This window comes from Cytobacillus oceanisediminis (assembly GCF_007830235.1).
GTDB classification, from domain to species: domain Bacteria; phylum Bacillota; class Bacilli; order Bacillales; family Cytobacillaceae; genus Cytobacillus; species Cytobacillus oceanisediminis.
Map to the genome: position 1 here is coordinate 155,596 of NZ_VLKI01000009.1, position 18,958 is coordinate 174,553.

An 18,958-nucleotide genomic window follows, 5' to 3' on the forward strand; every position below is an offset into this window, starting at 1 on the left:
AATAGCTGCTTGCCGCATTTGTACAAGGAGATACTAAATGGATTTTGAACTGTTCAAAGATTGGTTTACATTGGAAAATATAATGGATCTTATTCAGGAATATCGCTCTTTTGGTCCTCTCCCAGGCATCCTGCTGCCTATGCTTGAAGCATTTCTGCCGTTTCTTCCGCTGTTTTTATTTGTTATGGCAAACGCAAGCGCATTCGGACTCTGGCTGGGGTTTCTGTATTCCTGGATTGGTGCGGTTGCAGGGGCGGTACTTGTTTTCTTGCTGGTCCGCAAATACGGACAGAAAAGAATACTGCGGGTTTTGAAAAAGCATCAGAAGGTGCAGAAGCTGATGAGCTGGGTTGAAAAGCATGGGTTCGGTCCTTTGTTCATTCTGCTTTGCTTTCCGTTTACTCCATCGGCTGTTGTAAACATTGTTGCTGGGCTATCAAACATCAGCATTGCTCAATATATGCTGGCGGTCCTGACAGGCAAAATGGTTATGATTTTTACAATCAGCTTTGTTGGCTATGACATAAGGTCATTAGTGACGCAGCCAATTCGGACAGCCGTCGTTGCACTGGTTATTTTTATTCTTTGGTATGTCGGCAAAATTATTGAAATAAAGATGAATATGAGCGTAGAAAAAGATCGCACTCATAAAGATTAGCGATTCTGGAAAGCATTGGGGGAGATGCAGTGTGAAGGAAGAATTGAAAAAGGAAGGGGCAGAATGGTTAAAGGCTTTTGCCATCGGCATTGTTATCTTTGCTTTTATACGGACTTTTTTCTTCTCCAATTATGTAGTAGAAGGTGAATCCATGATGCCTACACTTCAGGATGGAAATAAACTCATTGTCAATAAAATTGGCTATCAGGTCAGCGATTTGGACCGTTTTGACGTGATCGTTTTCCATCATAATGATAAAGAGGATTTTGTAAAAAGAATTATTGGGCTTCCTGGAGATAAAATAGAATATAGCAATGATGAATTGTATATCAATGGCAAAAAAGTGGATGAGCCATATTTGGAAAAATACCGCAAAGATACATTTGGAGGCAGGCTGACAGGCGACTTCACGCTTCAAGAGATGACAGGCGTGGAAACAGTGCCGGAGGGAAAGCTGTTTGTAATGGGAGATAACCGCCTGGGAAGCTGGGACAGCCGCCATTTTGGGTTTATTTCAGCGGAGCAGGTAGTTGGAAAAGTGAACCTGCGCTATTGGCCGCTTGATGAAATGGACGCTTCTTTTTAAATTCAATATATACTGCTGCAAGGGACTCGATAAAATTCGAGTCCTTTTTTATAATGGTTATGTTAAAATTTATAATATTAAGAAAATGGAGGGAGGGGGATGTCCATGATTGAATCCATGTCAATAATAAAAACAAAATTGCTTGTTCCTGCGGTGAAGGAAGAATCGCTTAGAAGAGCAAAGCTGACAAGAAAAATGAAAGCGATTTCCCAACATCCCCTTACACTCATGCATTCTGGAGCCGGTTATGGAAAGAGCACTGCTCTTGCCCTGTTTGTGCAGGATGAAAAAAAGGAATGCTGCTGGTATTCAATTTCTTCCGCAGATGATGAAATTCTCCCTTTCTTAACTTATTTAATTTACAGCATCAGAACTCGTTTTCCGGAATTTGGCCGGGAGCTATTCAACTATATAAAAAATTTGGAACGATACATAAGGGAAGAAGAACTCGGTTTTTTATCATCCCTTTTTATAAATGAACTTCTGGGCATTGAGGAAGAGATTTATATCATACTGGATGACTTCCATCAAATAGAGCATTCCTACACTGTGAACAGCTGGATGGAACGAGTCCTGGAGCACATCCCTGCCAATGTCCATATTCTTATTTCAAGCCGCAGCCGCCCTGCATGGAAGCAGCTAACGAAAATGAAGGTAAGCAATCGTCTGCTAGAATTTACAAAAGATGATCTAATTTTGACAAAGGATGAGGCGGAACTGCTTCTGCATGATTATTACAACCTGAAAGTCAGGGAAGAAGAGCTTAACAGAATTTTCGAGCTTACGGAGGGGTGGGTAATTGCGATTGGAATGATTGCGCAGCAAATCCCTGAAGAGGGCGATTTGCAAAAAATATACTCGCATTCATCCCAGTCTCTTGCCGATCTATTTCAATATTTGGTCATGGAGGTTTTTGCAAAGCAGCCTCCAATCCTTCAGCAATTTTTAGAACAAACCTGCATTTTTGAAGAAATAGACGAAGAGATTTGCGATGCTGTTTTGGGCTTGAACGGATCCGCTCCTATGCTTGAACAGCTTTTGGAAAAGAATTTGTTTATCTATCGCATTGGCGACAAGCAATATCGTTACCATGCCTTATTCAAAGAGTTTTTGGAGAACCAATTGAAAATAAATAATCCTCATACATTCCGCTCTTTGCATGAACGCAGTGCCCGCTATTTTGAACGGAATAAACAATGGGAAGAGGCACTTAACCATTATGAAAAAATAAATGTTACAGAAGCTGTTGCATCCATTCTTGATGCGCTTGGCTTTAGCATGCTTGAAAATGGTAAGCTTGAAAGCCTTTATTCTCGCCTTTTAGCCATTCCGGATCGGGATAAGGATCGGTTTTATTCCCTTTGGCGGCTGCAAGGGGAAATCCTTCGATATCGATGCCAATACCAGGAAGCGGAAGTATGCTATGAGAAAGCTGTCAGGCTGGCAGATGAAAAAGGAGATGCTGAGGAAAAGAGCCAGGCACTCGGAGGCCAAGCAGGGATATATCTGGATACCATACAGCCGTATAAAGCGGAAAGAATACTTTACAGGGCCATTGAAATTCGGGAAAAAAAGGCTGTCGGCCATGCTGAGGAGACAGGCAAGCTATACCATTTTCTTGCTGAAAATTTATTGAATTCGGGGAAGGCTGAAAAAGCGGAAAAATGGATTAAGAGGGCATCAGACATGAATGTTCCACTTATAAATGGAAACCTGGAAGCAAGATTATACTTAAGGACGGGCAGATTTGAAAAGGCCAAAAAAATATTGGAAAAAGATTTGGGAACTAATGATGTCCATAAGCCTTTGCTTCCGCAATCCCATCGGGAAACCGAACTATTGCTTGCTCTAATTGAGGCATTCACAGGAAATGGAACGAATGCAAAGACTCTCGCCCAGGAAGGCATACAGCATGGAATCAGCATTAAGGCCCCGTTTGTGGAAGCATGCGGCTGGATCAGGATGGGACATGCGGTTCAGCTAATAAAGGATTATGAAGAAACCTTGGCGCTAAGCTGCTATAACACGGCACTCGGCATAATGGACCAGCTTCAAATCGAGAGGGGCAAGGCTGAACCATTGATGGGGTTATGCCTTTTATACGGAATTAAGGGAGAGCTTGAACGAGCCATAGCAGCTGGGGAATCTGCACTCCAGGAGACAGAGAAGGTTAAAGATTTATGGCTGTCAGGACTGATTTTGACATCAATGGGGATAGCCCATGCATATAATGCACGCCCGGAGGATGGGCTATCCTATTTTCAAAGGGCTGCTGAGTTGTTTGGTCAATGTGGCGACCATTATGGAGAAATGCTTAGCTCCTTCTGGAGAGCATATAGTTATTTTACGATGGAGAATCAGGAGCAATTTGTAAGGTATATGGCCCTGTTTTTAAAGGCTGTGCAAACCGGTGAATACGAATTTGTTTTCCATCGAAATACAACCTTTGGGCCGAGAGATCTGCAGATATTTGCCCCTCTCCTGATTCATGCCCAAAAACAAAATATTTTGCCAAGCTATGTTGCTAAAATTCTTCAGGAGATGAATTTGGCTAAAGTCAATTCCCACCCTGGCTATACACTGAAAGTACAGGCACTTGGCAAGTTTCGGGTATGGCTTGGGGAAACAGAGGTAGAGGAAAAAGGGTGGACGAGAGGAAAAGCAAAAGAGCTGCTGCAATTTTTTGTTACCCATCACCAAAAGCTGATTCCAAAAGAGGAGATCTTTCAGCTTCTTTGGCCAGAACAGGATGAGAAAAGCAGCGCACGTGATTTCAAGGTAGCCCTCAATGCTTTAAATAATGTGCTGGAGCCAAACCGAAAAGCAAGAGAAACCTCCTTTTTTATTATCAGGGAAGGATCCGCGTATGGCTTAAATCCTATTGCTGTTCTTGATTTGGACAGCCACTCATTTGAACAATGGATCACATCAGGATTGGAAGAAACATATAAGGAAAAAGCCGTACATTATTTAGAAAATGGATTGAGCTTGTATAAAGGGGATTATCTGCCTGAACGGAAGTATGATGACTGGTGCATGAGCGAAAGGGAAAAAATGTCTGTCTACTTTATAAGAGGAGCTGAAAAGCTTGCACAATTTTATGTTAGAGCCGAAAACTACGATAAGGCTATCCACTTGTGCAGCAGAATCCTGGAAAAGGATCGGACATGGGAAGAAGCATACCGTCTGACAATGTACTGTTATTACCGGAAAAACAATCGTCCGCAGGCAATCAAATGGTATAAAAAGTGCTGTGATATTTTAGAAAAAGAATTGGGTGTAGCTCCGCTGGAGCCTACCCGCCATATGTATGAAATGATATTGGAATCGGATAAAAATATGCACATATTGGAGCAGCCGTAATGGCTGCTCTCTTTTAAAAATAATTTGTGCGGTCTTAAAATATTTTTAGATAACATGCAAATTAGGATTCTCCTTATATTCAGGCTCACAATTTACACATACATTTGCATCATAATCAGTCATATTGACATCTTCGCGATTATATTCAATTCCGCAAAGGGAACAGGCAACCATTTCGTCTTCTTCAATTTCTTCTGGTGAGACCGGTATAGGATCATTAATTTTAATCGGTTCTACTGTAATTCCGCGCGTATTGGCCATTTCTGTATTTAAATATTCCCTGGCGGATTCTTCGCTTTCCCAAAATCCCAGATCCCATAACAATTCCTGGGCATCTCCGTTTTGAGCCATTAAGCCATAAACAATCTTCATCATGATTGCTCCTTTCACCTTGCCGGCATTTGTTTTATATTTCTTAGCCTTTTTTACCGGCTATTAAACCGATTCAAAAAATTACCATAATCCGTATGGGGGGTGTAACTCATTTGTAACCGCCCTTTTTTATGATTGATTCAAAGCTAAATGGCTTTTATTTTTATAAGTTCAAAGGGGGAAAGAAGATGAAGAGAGTGTCACGGAAATTTGCCTTTATTTTTATGCTGATTTTGGCCATGGTCATCTTAAGTGCCTGCAGCTCAAAAAATACCGGCAGTGAGGAAGGCGGAACAAAAGACTTTGGTGAAAAAGCTAAACCAATTAAAATTGGTGTCCTGGCTTCCCAGACAGGCGGACTGGAATCATACGGAGAGCAAACATTGCGGGGCTTTGAGCTTGGACTGGATTATGCTACGGATGGAACAGGAGAGGTAGCAGGCAGAAAAATTGAGTTTATTGTGGAAGATACGGAAACAAAGCCTGAAGTTGCGGTTCAAAAAGCAACAAAGCTTCTTGAAGAAGATGAAGTAGATTTCCTGGTCGGATCTTCGAGCTCAGGGGATACGCTGGCGGTCCTGCCCCTTGCGGAAGAATATGAAAGAATCATGGTGGTTGAGCCTGCTGCAGCGGATACCATAACAGGATCTGAATACAATCCCTATATTTTCCGCACAGCCAGGAACTCCTCCCAGGATGCGGTAGCAGGAGCTGCTGCCATTGCGGATAAAGGCGTAAAAATCGCAACGCTCGCACCGGATTATTCGTTTGGCCGTGATGGAGTCGCTGCATTTAAGGAAGCAGCTTTAGAGTTAGGTGCTGAAATTGTACATGAAGAATATGCAGATCCTGCAGCAACAGACTTTACATCAAATATCCAAAAAATTATTGATTCAGACCCCGACTATTTATTTGTGGTTTGGGCGGGCGCAAATTCTCCATGGAATCAAATCGCCGATATGAAAGTTCAGGATAAAGGAATTAAAATCTCCACAGGCGCCCCTGATATTGCCGCGCTTGCAACAATGGAACCGCTTGTCGGCATGGAAGGCTTCACGGTTTATTACCATAATTTGCCTTCCAACGATATTAATGACTGGCTTGTCGAAGAACATAAAAAACGATTTGACGGCGATGAGCCTGATTTGTTTACTCCAGGAGGAATGAGTGCTGCCATTGCAATTGTTGAGGCACTTAAGAAGACAGAAGGAGATGCGGATGCCGATACATTAATTGAAACAATGGAAGGCATGAGCTTTGATACACCTAAAGGCAAGATGACCTTCCGTCCAGATGATCACCAGGCGCTACAGACACTGTATGCGATTAAACTGGAAAAGAAAGACGGAGTTCCTTATCCGGTTCCAGTTTTAATCCGTGAGCTTTCTCCTGAAGAAACAGCTCCTCCTGTAAGAAATTAACAGAAAAAAGAATGCTAGTCTAAAAAGCTCTTAAAATGTCGATGAACTTCGGTAGCTATACCGGAGTTCTTATTTCTATCGAATAATGATCAAAAAGGTGGCGGTTATGCTGGAATCACTTATAGAAACAAAGGACCTGACGATTTCCTTCGGCGGGCATACTGCTGTTGACAGTGTAGACGTACAGGTTGCCAGAAATCAGTTTAAATCTATTATTGGACCGAATGGAGCCGGGAAGACAACCTTCTTTAACTTGTTAAGCGGACAGCTTACCCCTACAAAGGGGCAGATCTTTTTCAAAAACCAGGAAATCACGAAGCATTCCCCGACAGAAAGAACACGTTTGGGCATTGGCCGTTCTTTTCAGATTACGAATGTTTTCCCTAATCTGACGGTGCTTGAAAATGTTAGATTGGCTGTTCAGTCTCAGGCCGGAACCCGCTTTCAGATGCTCTCCCATTTTAAAAAGTATAAGCAGTTTGAAGAAAAGGCGGAAGAGTGGCTGGAACTGGTGTTCCTGCAAGGCAAAAAAGATATTCCTGCAAAAAATCTGGCCCATGGCGAGAAACGGAAGCTTGAGATCGCTATGCTGCTGGCGCTGAATACGGAAGTGCTCCTTTTGGATGAGCCAACAGCAGGTATGTCGCTTGAGGAAGTACCGGCCATCCTGGAAATCATTCGAAAAATCAAGCTGAAAGGCGACCGGACGATTGTATTAATTGAACACAAAATGGACATGATTATGGATTTATCGGATTCCGTGATGGTGCTGTTTAATGGCAGATTGCTTGCGGATGGGGCTCCGGAGCAGATTATGAAAAATGAAACCGTCCAGTCTGCCTATTTAGGAGGGTTATACGATGACAGTGCAGTTAAGGCTTAACGAGGTTGAGACTCATATCGGACAATATCACATTATACAGGGAGTGTCCTTTGAGGTCCGCAAAGGGGAGGTTACAGTCCTTCTTGGAAGAAATGGCGCAGGAAAGACAACCACGCTTCGGACCATAATGGGCCTTAATCCTGCTTCCAGCGGAACGATTCATTATAAAGGGGAGGACATCAGCCGTTTGCCGACTTTCACGGTTGCCCAAAAAGGAATAGGCTATGTCCCGGAAGACCAGGGGATTTTTTCCGGCCTGACTGTTGAAGAAAATATGAAGGTTGCCATGAAGAATGATAATGATTCAACTAAAGAACGTCTTGAATTGATTTTGGTGCTGTTTCCCGACCTTAAGAAGTTTTGGAAGAAGCCTGGCGGACTTTTGAGCGGCGGACAGAAACAGATGCTTTCAATAGCCAGAGCTTATATCAATGATAATGATCTTTTGTTAATTGATGAGCCAAGCAAAGGGCTGGCGCCAATTGTTGTGGAAAAGGTTATGGAAACGATTATGGAAATGAAAGAAAAAACCACAATCGTACTAGTCGAACAGAACTTTATGATGGCGAGCACAGTCGGTGACCGTTTTTACATCATCGACGATGGCCGGACAGTCAGCAACGGTCCTATGAAGCTCTTAAAAGAAGATGAAGAAATGCGCAGAAAGTACTTGGGGATTGCTTAAAGGAAGGAGGATCTAAAGATGGAAGTGCTTATTAATTTGACTTTGAATGGGCTGGCTACAGGCATGCTGATCTTTTTGCTGGCTGCTGGATTAACACTTATTTTTGGCTTAATGGACGTTCTCAACTTTGCCCATGGCGGGCTTTTTGCCTGGGGAGCCTATAGCGGGACATGGATTTATACATCAACAGGCAGTTTTTTTGCCGGAATTGCCGGCGCGATCCTAACAGGACTGATTCTTGGATTGGCTACGGAAAAGTGGATTATTAAGCCAGTGTACGGAAATCATATTCAGCAGATATTGATCACGCTTGGGCTGATGCTGGTATTATCAGAAATGCTAAAAGTTGTTTGGGGGCCTAACCAAATTTCAGCTTCTCCTCCAAGCTATCTTGCAGGAAGCTGGGAGCTGGGCAATATCATTATCATTAAATATAGAGTATTTATTATCGCAGTAGGACTGATGGTGTTTGCACTTGTTCAATATGTATTGAAAAGCACGAAAATTGGATTAGTGGTCCGGGCTGGAGTCATGGATAAAGAAATGGTTCAGTCGCTTGGAATAAATATCCAAAAGATATTTATGATGGTGTTCATGGTAGGAGCGGCAATGGCTGCACTGGGTGGTGTATTGCTGGCCCCATATTCAGGCGTCATTTATGCAGAGATGGGACTGGAGTTTGCCATACTGGCTTTCATTGTAGTCGTAATCGGCGGAATGGGCAGTTTTCCCGGTTCTATACTGGCTGCAGTTTTGGTCGGTCTGTCAGGGTCCTTTATGGCTTATTATGTGCCTTCCCTTTCGCTGGCTGTCAATATGCTGTTAATGTCGGCAGTCCTTATTTTTAGGCCTCAGGGATTGTTTGGATTGAAGGGGTGAGAAGATGAAACAATTGATGGGCAATAGAATGAATGCAGTCTATTTGGCTGTGGCGATTTTCCTGATTATTCTGCCGTTTGTATATGAATCACGCACACTATTGATTTTGCTTACACAGGTTTTTATTTTTGCGATCTTTGCCATGAGTTATGATATATTGCTCGGCTATACCGGAATTGTCTCATTTGGGCACGCGATGTTTTTTGGAATTGGAGCGTATACAGTTGGCGTATTTATGAAACGGTTTGAGCCAACAGTTCCGAATCTGCTTCTTTCGATACTGGTTACCATTCTATTAACTGCCTTGGTCAGCTATGTATTAGGGCTGCTAACTTTGCGGCTGAAAAGCCATTTTTATGCGATGCTGACAATGGCGGTGGCCGGGCTGTTTCTTGTGCTGGCTGAAAAATGGCGTACGGTTACTTATGGAAATGACGGATTTACATTTCGAGTCCCTGATATGCTGAAGGACAGAACAGACTTTTACCTGATTTGCCTTGTATCAATGATTGCTGTCTTTGCTCTTTTAAAAAGATTTACTAATTCACCGCTGGGCAGGGTGCTTCAGGCAATAAGGGAAAATGAACAAAGGACGGAATCCCTTGGCTACAGTGTTCTTCATTATAAAGTCATTGCCAGTGTTGTTTCCGGTATTTTGGCAGGTATGTCAGGGATTTTATACGCGATTTCTCTTCGTTTTGTTAATACAAGCGTTTTTACAATGGATATAACGCTAGATGCCTTATTGATGACGATTATTGGCGGTGTGGGAACGCTAGTTGGGGCAATCATCGGTGCGGGTCTGATTGAATTTGCCCATCATTGGCTGACAGAACTGGCAAAGGTTCATTGGATTTTTGAAAGGTGGATTATTTTCTTTGGCATCATTTATATTTTGGCCGTCATGTTCTTCCCAATGGGCATTGTCGGCACATTAAGAAATATTAAGTTTAAGGGTAAAAAAGAAAAACAGCAAAAAGCAGGGGAGAAGATTGCCAGTTAGGGGGAGAAGGATGGAGACAAAACAGATTGCTTCGTTTATTGTCCGTTTTCATTTGGCAGAAACGGATGAACGGACAGGAGAAAAAAAGTGGCGCATCAAGGTTACACATGTCCAAGATGAAAAGGTAAACCTTTTTGAAACGATGGAAGAAGCGATGGGCTTTATGAAAACGATAATAGGAGATTAATAGCTTAAGATAGAGGCTGTGTTTATAAAGCATATTGTTTATTTTGCCCCTTTTGATTGAAGCTGATGGCGCGAGATCCTCGAAAATGCATTCGCATTTTCTTCGTGCGGTGTTTAGTCGAGGATGATTAATCAAAGTCTGCGGGAGAGCCGGTCAAAGGGAGACTTCGCAGGCGCGTGATGCGCCCAGGAGGCTACCGGACAGCACGCTGTTCGCTGAGAAAAAGCCAGATTTCCATTTGAAAAGAAAAGAGGTGCCTGTTTTGAACATTGGAATTTTAAGCACTGGCTTCTATTTGCCGAATTCATATATAACGGGGGAGGAAATTGCCAGGGAAGCAGGAATCCCCCGGGAGATTGTGGAAGGTAAAATGGGCATAAAGAAAAAGCCGGTGCCGGGAGAGAATGACCATACATGTGAAATGGGGATCAAGGCGGCCCGGACAGCTATAAAAAAGGCCGGGATAGATCCCCTTGAAATCGACCTGATCATTTATATCGGCGAGGAATATAAAGAGTATCCTCTCTGGACGGCTGGCATCAAGATGCAGGAGGAATTGGGGGCAGCCAATGCCTGGGCGTTTGATGCAGCTCTAAGGTGCGGAACAGCTGTTATGGCCTTGAAGGTAGCTAAAAATATGATGATGGCTGACCCGGGCATTAACACTGTTCTGCTTGCCGGAGGATACCGGAATGGCGATTTTATTAGATACAAAAATCCTAGAACAAGATTTATGTATAACCTGGGGGCAGGGGGCGGAGCCATAATCCTGAAAAAAGGCATCTGCAAAAATCTATTGTATGAGACCGAAATCATTACAGATGGATCTTTTTCTGAAGATGTCGTTGTTGTTGCAGGAGGGACAAAGAATCCTATGACTCCTGAAGCACTCCAACAGGGGTTATATCAGCTCGATGTGCTCGATCCGGAGGGTATGAAGCGGCGCCTTGAGCAAAAATCCATGGATAACTTTTTGAATGTTATCCGCCGTTCCGTACGCAAAAGCGGTTTTTCAGAAGAGGAAATTGGCTATGCTGCTTTACTTCATATGAAAAAATCAGCACACGATTACGTTTTAAAGGAAATGGGGCTTCCTGCAGAAGCGTCTATTTATTTGGAGGATTATGGGCATATCGGACAATTTGATCAGATTTTATCACTTGAGCTGGCTGAGAAGGCTGGCAGATTACAAGACGGCGAAATTGCTGTTTTAGTCAGTGCCGGCATTGGCTACGCCTGGGGAGCAGCGACCATAAGATGGGGAGAGTGTTAGGTGGATGAGGCAAATTCAATTAAAGCATGTTAAGCTGCCTAATGGTGAAACGATTGCTTATCGAGAAAGGGAGGGCGGTGAACAGAAGGTCCTTCTAATCCACGGCAATATGAATTCATCCAAGCATTGGGACGTTGTGCTTGAAAAAATGGATCCGAACTACAATCTGTATGCCATGGATATGAGAGGATTCGGCCTATCAAGCTATCATACTCCCATTTCATCAATTAAAGAGTTAGCGGAAGACATAAAGCATTTTGCAGATGAAATTGGCCTTAGAGATTTCTCCATCGTCGGCTGGTCTTTGGGGGGACCTGTATGCATGCAATTTGCAGCTGACTATCCGGGTTATTGCAAGAAAATGATCCTCCTTGCACCGGGGTCTACAAGGGGATACCCAATCTATGAAACGAATGAATCCGGGCAGCCGGATCCCACTAGGAGGATCAGCACCTTGGAGCAGACAAAAAATGATCCGTCAAAAGTAGTGCCAACTGAACAGGCATATGCTTCAGAAAACCGCGGGTTTCTAAAAATGGTTTACAATGCGGTTATTTATACAAAAAACAAGCCGGAGCCCGAGCGATATGAAGAGTACATTGACGATATGCTTACCCAAAGAAATTACGCTGAAACGGTGCATGCGCTGAATACATTTAACATTAGCGGCAAGTTTAATGGCTTAATCAAAGGGAACGGGCAAGCCCGCCAAATTGGCATTCCGGTTTTAGTCCTTTTAGGAGACCGTGATTTGGTCATTTCTAAACAAATGGCTGAAGAAATTATCGAGGACATAGGAGAAAATGCAAGCTTTGTCGAATTAGGAGATTGCGGACATTCGCCGCCGATCGATGATATAGATCAGCTGCTTTGTGTAATGTCAGAATTTTTAAATTAATATAACGGAGGTGCAACAGATGAGACTTAAAGGGAAAACAGCCATTATCACCGGTGCCGCCAACGGTATTGGCCTTGCAGCGGCAGAAAGGTTTGCCAGTGAAGGAGCCGCGGTGGCTATGGCAGATTATAATGCCGACCTTGGAAAAACAAGAGCACAGGAGCTAAAAGATAAAGGATTCAACGTAGAATTTTTCCAGGTGAATGTGGCAGACAGGCAAAGCATAGACGAAATGGTTGAAGCCGTAAAAGAAGCATTCGGAAAGATTAATATTTTAGTAAATAACGCAGGAATTACAAGAGACGGCATGCTGTCGAAATTATCTGCTGAAGATTTTCAGGCAGTATTGGATGTCAATCTTTCTGGTGTGTTTCACTGCACGCAAGCAGTCCTGCCGGCCATGCTGGAGCAGGGAGGCGGAAAAATTATCAATACTTCATCCGTTTCCGGAGTCTATGGAAATATCGGCCAAACAAACTACGCTGCAGCAAAAGCAGGGGTAGTCGGCATGACTAAGACTTGGGCAAAGGAATTGGGAAGAAAAGGAATCAACGTGAATGCGGTTGCTCCTGGATTTATCGAAACCGGCATGACTGCAAAGGTTCCAGAAAAGGTAATCGGGCAAATGAAAGGAATGGTCCCGCTTGGCAGGCTTGGAAGTCCGGAAGACATTGCTAACGCATATTTGTTCCTTGCTTCCAATGAATCCGATTATGTTAACGGAACCGTCCTTCATGTAGATGGCGGGATTATGATGTAACGGCCAGATTTCGAGCGGATGTTCGGAAAAATGGCTGAGGAAAATAAATGAGGTGAAAAGGGATGAGAAATGTTGTAATAACATCAGCAGTCAGAACACCGGTCGGAACATTCGGAGGAGTCTTTAAGGATCTTCTTCCGACAGATTTAATTGTTCCGGCTTTAAAAGAAGCTTCGGAGAGAAGCGGACTGCAAAGCAATGAGGTGGATGAGGTCATTTTAGGGCACTGCATCCAGCGAACGGATGAGCCAAATACGGCTAGAACAGCTGCTTTGCTTGCAGGCTTTGATGATACGGCAACCGGATTTACTGTACAAAGACAATGTGCTTCCGGTATGCAGGCGATTATTTCAGCTGCTTTGCAAATTCAATCCGGAATGTCAGATATCGTCATTGCCGGCGGAGTGGAAGCAATGAGCTCCAGCCCCTATGTATTAAAGCAGCATCGCTGGGGCGCCCGCATGCAGCATGGACAGGTAACTGATACAGTTTGGGAAATTCTTGAGGATCCGATCCATCATATTATGATGGGGGAGACTGCGGAAAACCTGGCAGAAATCTATGGCATTACAAGAGAAGAACAGGATGAAATTGCATTTCTTAGCCATCAAAGAGCTTTACATGCAATTGAAAACGGTTACTTTGACTCACAAATCGTTCCAATTACTGTGAAGTCCCGTAAAGGGAAGGTTACTGTTACACAGGATGAAAATCCGCGTGGTGATTTAACTGCAGAAAAACTTAGCAGACTGAATCCTGTATTCAGAAAAGGTGGATCCGTTACGGCAGGAAATGCATCCAGCCTTAATGACGGCGGAGCAGCGCTTGTCTTAATGCCAGAAGAATTGGCACTTGAAAAGGGGCTAAAGCCGCTGGCTAAAATAGTTGGTTTCTCAGTGGCAGGGGTGGACCCTAAAGTAATGGGAAGAGGACCGGTGCCAGCTGTCAAAAAAGGACTTGCCAATGTAGAATGGTCCCTTGAAGATGCAGACTTAATTGAAGTTAATGAAGCTTTTGCAGCTCAATATTTGGCAGTTGAAAAGGAACTGGGCTTGAACCGTGAAAAGGTAAATGTAAACGGAAGCGGAATCAGCCTGGGCCACCCAATTGGCTGTACAGGAGCGCGTCTTGTTGTAAGCCTTGTCCACGAATTGAAAAGAAGAGGCGGACAAAGAGGAATTGCATCCTTATGTGTCGGCGGCGGCATGGGTGCCACAGTTTTTGTTGAAACATACGAATAAAGGGTTCCTTCGGGAGCTCTTTTCTTTATGAGCGGCCGCTCAAGTATAGGGGAAACGAAAAAGGCTTCGAATTTTTCAAAACCAGTAATAAGGAGGTCCAATCGTGCCCTTGGAGCGGGTAAAGCGAAGAGAAAGGGAACGAAAGAGGTCTAATGGTGCCCTTGGAGCGGGTAAAGCGGAGAGAAAGGGAACGAAAGAGGTCCAATCGTGCCCTTGGAGCGGGTAAAGCGGAGAGAAAGGGAACGAAAGAGGTCCAATCGTGCCCTTGGAGCGGGTAAAGCGGAGAGAAAGGGAACGAAAGAGATACAATCTCCCCCCGAATTTAGGCACTCTCCATAAATATAGGGAAAAAGCACCTGAACCATGCTAGAAGACAAGCAAACCAGCAAGTTTTTTGGACAAGAGAACGGGATATCCTCGAAAAAATCAATATATCCGCGAAAGCTTTCTCTGATGGTTTCCAAAGATACAAAATTAAAAATAGGAGTGTTATCATGAAAAGCCCAGTAAAAAACCATGTTGGTGCTATTTTTATCCATGTAAAAGATATGAACAGAGCGATCGCTTTCTATTCGGCCTTGCTCGGACTTCCGAAAAAGGACACAGCCCATGAAGGCACCATTTATGATTTGCCGGTATCAGGCGGATCTGGTATTATTCTCGATGCCAATAAAGGGATAGTTGCCAAGCAGGATGCAAAGCCGCTTTTCTTTTTCGATACGAATGATATTTACCAATCTTATGACTACGTCAAATCTATAAATGCAGAAATTTTTAGCGAGATTGAAGAGCATGGGGATATTTCCTTTTTTAATTTCCGGGACAGTGAAGGCAACCTGCTGATGATTTGCGAGGATAAAAGAAAGATATAATGATAATTCACTGCGAAATCCCGCCAAACTTTTAGTCTGGCGGGATTTTCGGGCGTCTGTAACTATGTTGTAACTCCACCTTTATACAATTAGTTTATCTTGTAAGAAGGAGAGATTGTTGTGGGGCGGGAATTCGACTGGCTGGAGAATAGAGCGGGGCTGAAACCGGATTCTATAGCCATAATAGATGCGGAGCAAAATAAAAAATGGACCTATTCGGAGATTTATAGCCGGACAGAATCACTTGCAGGCTGGTTAAATGGGCAGGGAATCCAAAAAGGTGACCGTGTTGCCTTACTGGCTCCCAATGATATTAGTTATTTTGATTTGCTGTTTGCCTGCGGGAAGATAGGGGCGATATTCGTACCTGTCAATTGGCGCTTATCGATCGAAGAAATGAAGTATATCCTGGAAGACTGTACGCCCAAAATAGTAGCCTATCACTCCCAATTTTCCGATACGGTAGATCAACTGGAAAATAATGCGTTCAAGTCATTGCGAATAAACGGAGAGCAATATAATCAGGTGGCAGTGAGCAGCCTGAGGGTAAACTATAATGAGCTGCTGAACGAAACTGATCCGCTAGCCATGATATATACTGGCGGGACTACGGGGAAACCAAAAGGAGTGGTGTTATCCCATCAGTCCATTTTGTGGAATGGATTGAATACGGTTGTCAGCTGGAATTTGTCAGAGGAGGATATTACCCTGACCTATATGCCGTTATTCCATACCGGGGGCTTAAATGCACTATCCATTCCGTTGCTGATGACAGGGGGGACTGTTGTTCTTGGAAATGATTATGATCCGAGGAAAGCAATCGAATATTTGAATCATTATAGATGCACAATTGTTTTGCTTGTGCCAACCATGTACCATATGATGACAGAAACATCTCAGTTTCAGCAATCATCATTCCCTTACATGAAGGTATTCCTGTCCGGTGGAGCACCATGCCCCCTAGATATATACGAGAAGTTTAAGAAAAAGGGCCTTTTGTTCAAGGAAGGATATGGCTTAACTGAAGCGGGGCCCAATAACTTTTTTATCAAACCAGAAGAGGCTGATGATAAACGGGGCTCTGTTGGGAAGCCAATGGTTTTTAATAAAATAAAAATCATTAAAGAAAACGGCCTGGAAGCAGGACCCCATGAGGTCGGAGAACTGCTGGTCAAAGGGAAGCATTCTTTCAGCTGCTACTGGAACAATGAAAAAGCGACACAAGCAGCCCTGAAAAATGGCTGGCTGCATACCGGCGATTTAGCAAAACGGGACAAAGAAGGCTACTACTACATTGTCGGGCGGAAGAAAGACATGATCATAACCGGTGGCGAGAATGTATATCCGCTTGAGGTTGAGCATTGGCTATCCTCCCATCCACAAATAAATGAAGCAGCAGTCATCGGAATTCCAGACCGCAAATGGGGCGAAACGGTTTCGGCTTTTATAAGCTTAAAGGGCGACCAGACCTTATCTACTGCTGACCTCAAGGAATATTGCGGCTGCAGGCTCGGCAGATACAAGATTCCCAAGCATATTTTTTTCGTAAAGGAGCTGCCCAAAACGCCTGTCGGCAAAATTGATAAAAAGAAGTTAAAAATGCTTGGAAGACAATTAACCCAGGAAAAGAAGGATTCCATCTCTTAAAGCAGAAATTATTGTTCCGGGGGTGATGAAAATGCTCAGCGGAAAAATATTGTCCGGAAAAGATATAGCATTGGGAGCTTTTAATGGGGAAGATATAAAAAAGATCATCCAGTGGTATACAGATGAAAAAATAATGCGCAACCTGGATGCATTGCCTGTAAAACCTAAGCAGGAAACGGAAATAAAAAAGTGGCTGGATGAATCTTCGCAAGATACTTTCAGATTTGCCATCCGGTTAAAAGATACAAATGAACTCATCGGCTATGCTGAGATAAACGGTATTCTATGGCCGCATCGCACCGGCTGGATTACCCTCGCCATTGCTGATGAATCCAAATGGGGGAAAGGCTATGGAAAAGAGGCTATGCAATGCCTTATTCGTTATGCTTTCATGGAATTGAATCTGCACAGGCTGCAGCTTACTGTATTTTCGTATAATAGCAGAGCAGTTTCACTGTATGAAATTCTTGGATTCCAAAGGGAAGGCAGCTTCAGAGATTTTCTTGAACGCGATGGAAGCCGGCATGATATGTATTTATACGGGCTGCTTCGGCCAGAATGGAAAGAGTAAAACAAGCGCGGTATGAACCGCGCTTGTTTATTAAAAAAAAATATAACTTTGAACTACTATAACTGTCTAACTCCCGCACCCTATCGACTCGACGTGCTTCCCTCACCTCGTCTATGACGACGCACAAGACGTACGCATTTCCTAGCGTTATAAGTCAACATCAAATCGCTATCGCTCTTCGTGTTTCCTTTATCTCAAAAAAGGAACTCAGACTAAAAGCGCCACGTTCTCCCGAAATCTCCCGCTTTTGGTCGTGCGATGTATCGCTGCCGTAGCTTTCCTTGTCCTGTCACAACGTCGGAGTGACCCACATCCTCCCAAAACTGCCGAAGCCTTCCTTGTCCTTTAGGCCCAGTCCACCACGCTCCGTCGATAGGCAAAGGGGCCTTCGCTTTTCTTATTCCGATTGCGGGGAAAGAGCAGTTTCTTTTGATAAAAAATAACCAAGAACTATGTTCATAAGGAAGAAGGCAAGGAGCAGCTGCAATACATATTCATATTGAAGGACCATTACAACCGGCGAGGCAAGGCTGGCTCCGGTTAAAAGGATAAATGAATAAAGAGAAAGTGCTTTTGCCCGATCCATCCCTGCGATCAAGCCAATGAGTGTAATGACAGTCGGGACAAGCAGGGAGATGGAAGCCACAAATAGTATGGAAAAGGCCATTAAAGCAGGTGTACTGCTGAATACAGCCATATTAATAATGCTAAAAATGCCCAAAATCAACCCGAGCTTCATGGTTGCATAAATGCCAATTCGGTCTATTAGCCTACCGGTAAAGAGAGACAGGAGTGCCCCGATTAAACCAACCGCTCTTAAAATAAACAAATCCTCCCTGGTTCCCTGAAAAAATCTTCCTATCGCATCGTATAAAGCTACAAAAGAAAACAGCAAAGTAAACGTAATGGCGTAACATTTTAATAGGCTGCCGTTTTTTAATAGATGTTTCATAATGTGAAAAACGGAAACTTTTGATTCAGATGGAAGTGAGGTGCTGGGCAAAATTTTGTATGATATAAGAAAGAGTACGAAATAACAAATGGCAAAGAAATAAAAAGCATAGGTCCAATGATAATAAATGGTGATTGTTGAACTGATAAGCTGTCCAAGAATACCGGCAACAAGAAATCCTGTGTTAATAAATACAAGCAGCAGGGTTCGTTTCTTTGGCGGAAAAAGGTCAAAGGAATAAGCAAAAGCAACAGGTGCGAAACTGCCAAGTGTCAGCCCCTGAATCGACCTGGTTATATAAAGCGTCTCAACACTTGATGAAAGCCCCACAGCAAAAGTGGACAATGCTGAGGCGAGCAAACCGATAATGATAATTTTTCGCCTGCCGAACGTATCTGAAGCAGGGCCAAAGTATAGCAAGCCGGCTGCATAAAAAATGGCAAAAAGACTGCCTCCGCCGACAATATAATTTTCATTCACGTTAAATGAGTCCGCTATGTCCCCGTAAATAGGAATAAGCGTATAAATATTGCTGGCAACAAAAATGCCTGTTACAGTCAAAATAATGGAGGTTGCCAGCAGAATTGGTTTTGAAATCATCTATATCACCTGCCACCATAACCTATGCAGGATAGCCTGTATATGAAAGTTGTTTTATTTCCACATTTTTGAAAGATCCCATACGAAAAATTGAACAGCTTATATGA

18 protein-coding genes are annotated in these 18,958 nt (G+C 43.4%); 16 read left to right on the forward strand and 2 right to left on the reverse strand.

The genetic code is table 11. The features are described 5' to 3' along the window. Window positions 1-37: 37 nt before the first annotated feature. The 3 genes from IQ19_RS16130 to IQ19_RS16140 all read left to right on the forward strand — a co-directional run bounded on the left by IQ19_RS16130 (window position 38) and on the right by IQ19_RS16140 (window position 4,607). Entirely contained in the window at window positions 38-658 is a 621-nt protein-coding gene (locus tag IQ19_RS16130) for a TVP38/TMEM64 family protein (RefSeq protein WP_144543400.1), read from the forward strand. 31 nt (window positions 659-689) lie between these two features. Then, a complete protein-coding gene (gene lepB / locus IQ19_RS16135; protein WP_144543401.1) occupies window positions 690-1,244 on the forward strand; it encodes a signal peptidase I in 555 nt (184 codons plus the stop codon). A 99-nt stretch (window positions 1,245-1,343) separates the two neighbouring features. After that, a complete protein-coding gene (locus tag IQ19_RS16140) occupies window positions 1,344-4,607 on the forward strand; it encodes a winged helix-turn-helix domain-containing protein (RefSeq protein WP_242021024.1) in 3,264 nt (1,087 codons plus the stop codon). Between the two features lie 45 nt (window positions 4,608-4,652). Here the strand turns inward: IQ19_RS16140 and IQ19_RS16145 are convergent, their stop codons facing one another. Continuing rightward, window positions 4,653-4,982 carry a hypothetical protein gene (locus tag IQ19_RS16145; protein WP_242021025.1) on the reverse strand — a complete coding sequence of 110 codons (330 nt, stop codon included), beginning with the start codon at window positions 4,980-4,982 and terminating at the stop codon, window positions 4,653-4,655. Between the two features lie 185 nt (window positions 4,983-5,167). Here IQ19_RS16145 and IQ19_RS16150 point away from each other — a divergent pair, with 185 nt between their 5' ends. From IQ19_RS16150 to IQ19_RS16205, 13 genes are all read left to right on the forward strand, one after another. Then, window positions 5,168-6,400 (forward strand): substrate-binding domain-containing protein, encoded by a 1,233-nt coding sequence (locus tag IQ19_RS16150; RefSeq protein ID WP_144543402.1) that lies wholly within the window; start codon window positions 5,168-5,170, stop codon window positions 6,398-6,400. Window positions 6,401-6,509: 109 nt separating this feature from the next. Then, window positions 6,510-7,283, forward strand: coding sequence for an ABC transporter ATP-binding protein (locus IQ19_RS16155; protein WP_144543440.1), 774 nt, complete (start codon window positions 6,510-6,512; stop codon window positions 7,281-7,283). Beyond that, window positions 7,261-7,968 (forward strand): ABC transporter ATP-binding protein, encoded by a 708-nt coding sequence (locus IQ19_RS16160; RefSeq protein WP_144543403.1) that lies wholly within the window; start codon window positions 7,261-7,263, stop codon window positions 7,966-7,968. Before IQ19_RS16155 ends, IQ19_RS16160 begins: the two co-directional genes overlap by 23 nt. A gap of 18 nt (window positions 7,969-7,986) precedes the next feature. Next, window positions 7,987-8,847, forward strand: a complete 861-nt coding sequence (locus IQ19_RS16165) for a branched-chain amino acid ABC transporter permease (protein ID WP_144543404.1) — start codon at window positions 7,987-7,989, stop codon at window positions 8,845-8,847. Between the two features lie 4 nt (window positions 8,848-8,851). Continuing rightward, window positions 8,852-9,850, forward strand: a complete 999-nt coding sequence (locus tag IQ19_RS16170) for a branched-chain amino acid ABC transporter permease (protein ID WP_144543405.1) — start codon at window positions 8,852-8,854, stop codon at window positions 9,848-9,850. A 10-nt stretch (window positions 9,851-9,860) separates the two neighbouring features. Beyond that, window positions 9,861-10,037, forward strand: a complete 177-nt coding sequence (locus tag IQ19_RS27800; RefSeq protein ID WP_158638836.1) for a hypothetical protein — start codon at window positions 9,861-9,863, stop codon at window positions 10,035-10,037. 262 nt (window positions 10,038-10,299) lie between these two features. Further along, on the forward strand, window positions 10,300-11,310 hold the full coding sequence (locus IQ19_RS16175; RefSeq protein WP_144543406.1) for a 3-oxoacyl-ACP synthase: 1,011 nt from the start codon (window positions 10,300-10,302) through the stop codon (window positions 11,308-11,310). A 4-nt stretch (window positions 11,311-11,314) separates the two neighbouring features. Then, a complete protein-coding gene (gene phaZ, locus IQ19_RS16180) occupies window positions 11,315-12,208 on the forward strand; it encodes an intracellular short-chain-length polyhydroxyalkanoate depolymerase (RefSeq protein ID WP_144543407.1) in 894 nt (297 codons plus the stop codon). A gap of 19 nt (window positions 12,209-12,227) precedes the next feature. Then, window positions 12,228-12,968 carry a 3-oxoacyl-ACP reductase FabG gene (gene fabG / locus IQ19_RS16185; protein ID WP_144543408.1) on the forward strand — a complete coding sequence of 247 codons (741 nt, stop codon included), beginning with the start codon at window positions 12,228-12,230 and terminating at the stop codon, window positions 12,966-12,968. Between the two features lie 62 nt (window positions 12,969-13,030). After that, window positions 13,031-14,209: a thiolase family protein gene (locus IQ19_RS16190; protein ID WP_144543409.1), complete on the forward strand. Its 1,179-nt coding sequence runs from the start codon at window positions 13,031-13,033 to the stop codon at window positions 14,207-14,209. 494 nt (window positions 14,210-14,703) lie between these two features. Further along, window positions 14,704-15,081: a VOC family protein gene (locus IQ19_RS16195; RefSeq protein WP_144543410.1), complete on the forward strand. Its 378-nt coding sequence runs from the start codon at window positions 14,704-14,706 to the stop codon at window positions 15,079-15,081. Window positions 15,082-15,201: 120 nt separating this feature from the next. Next, window positions 15,202-16,728, forward strand: a complete 1,527-nt coding sequence (locus tag IQ19_RS16200; protein WP_144543411.1) for an acyl-CoA synthetase — start codon at window positions 15,202-15,204, stop codon at window positions 16,726-16,728. Between the two features lie 31 nt (window positions 16,729-16,759). Continuing rightward, the gene (locus IQ19_RS16205) at window positions 16,760-17,299 is read left to right on the forward strand and encodes a GNAT family N-acetyltransferase (protein ID WP_199749488.1); all 540 of its coding nucleotides are present in this window, start codon (window positions 16,760-16,762) and stop codon (window positions 17,297-17,299) included. Between the two features lie 397 nt (window positions 17,300-17,696). On the opposite strand, the gene IQ19_RS16210 is transcribed toward IQ19_RS16205, so the two are convergent. Next, complete coding sequence (locus IQ19_RS16210; protein WP_144543412.1) at window positions 17,697-18,851, reverse strand: MFS transporter; 1,155 nt, start codon at window positions 18,849-18,851, stop codon at window positions 17,697-17,699. Window positions 18,852-18,958 lie beyond the last annotated feature (107 nt).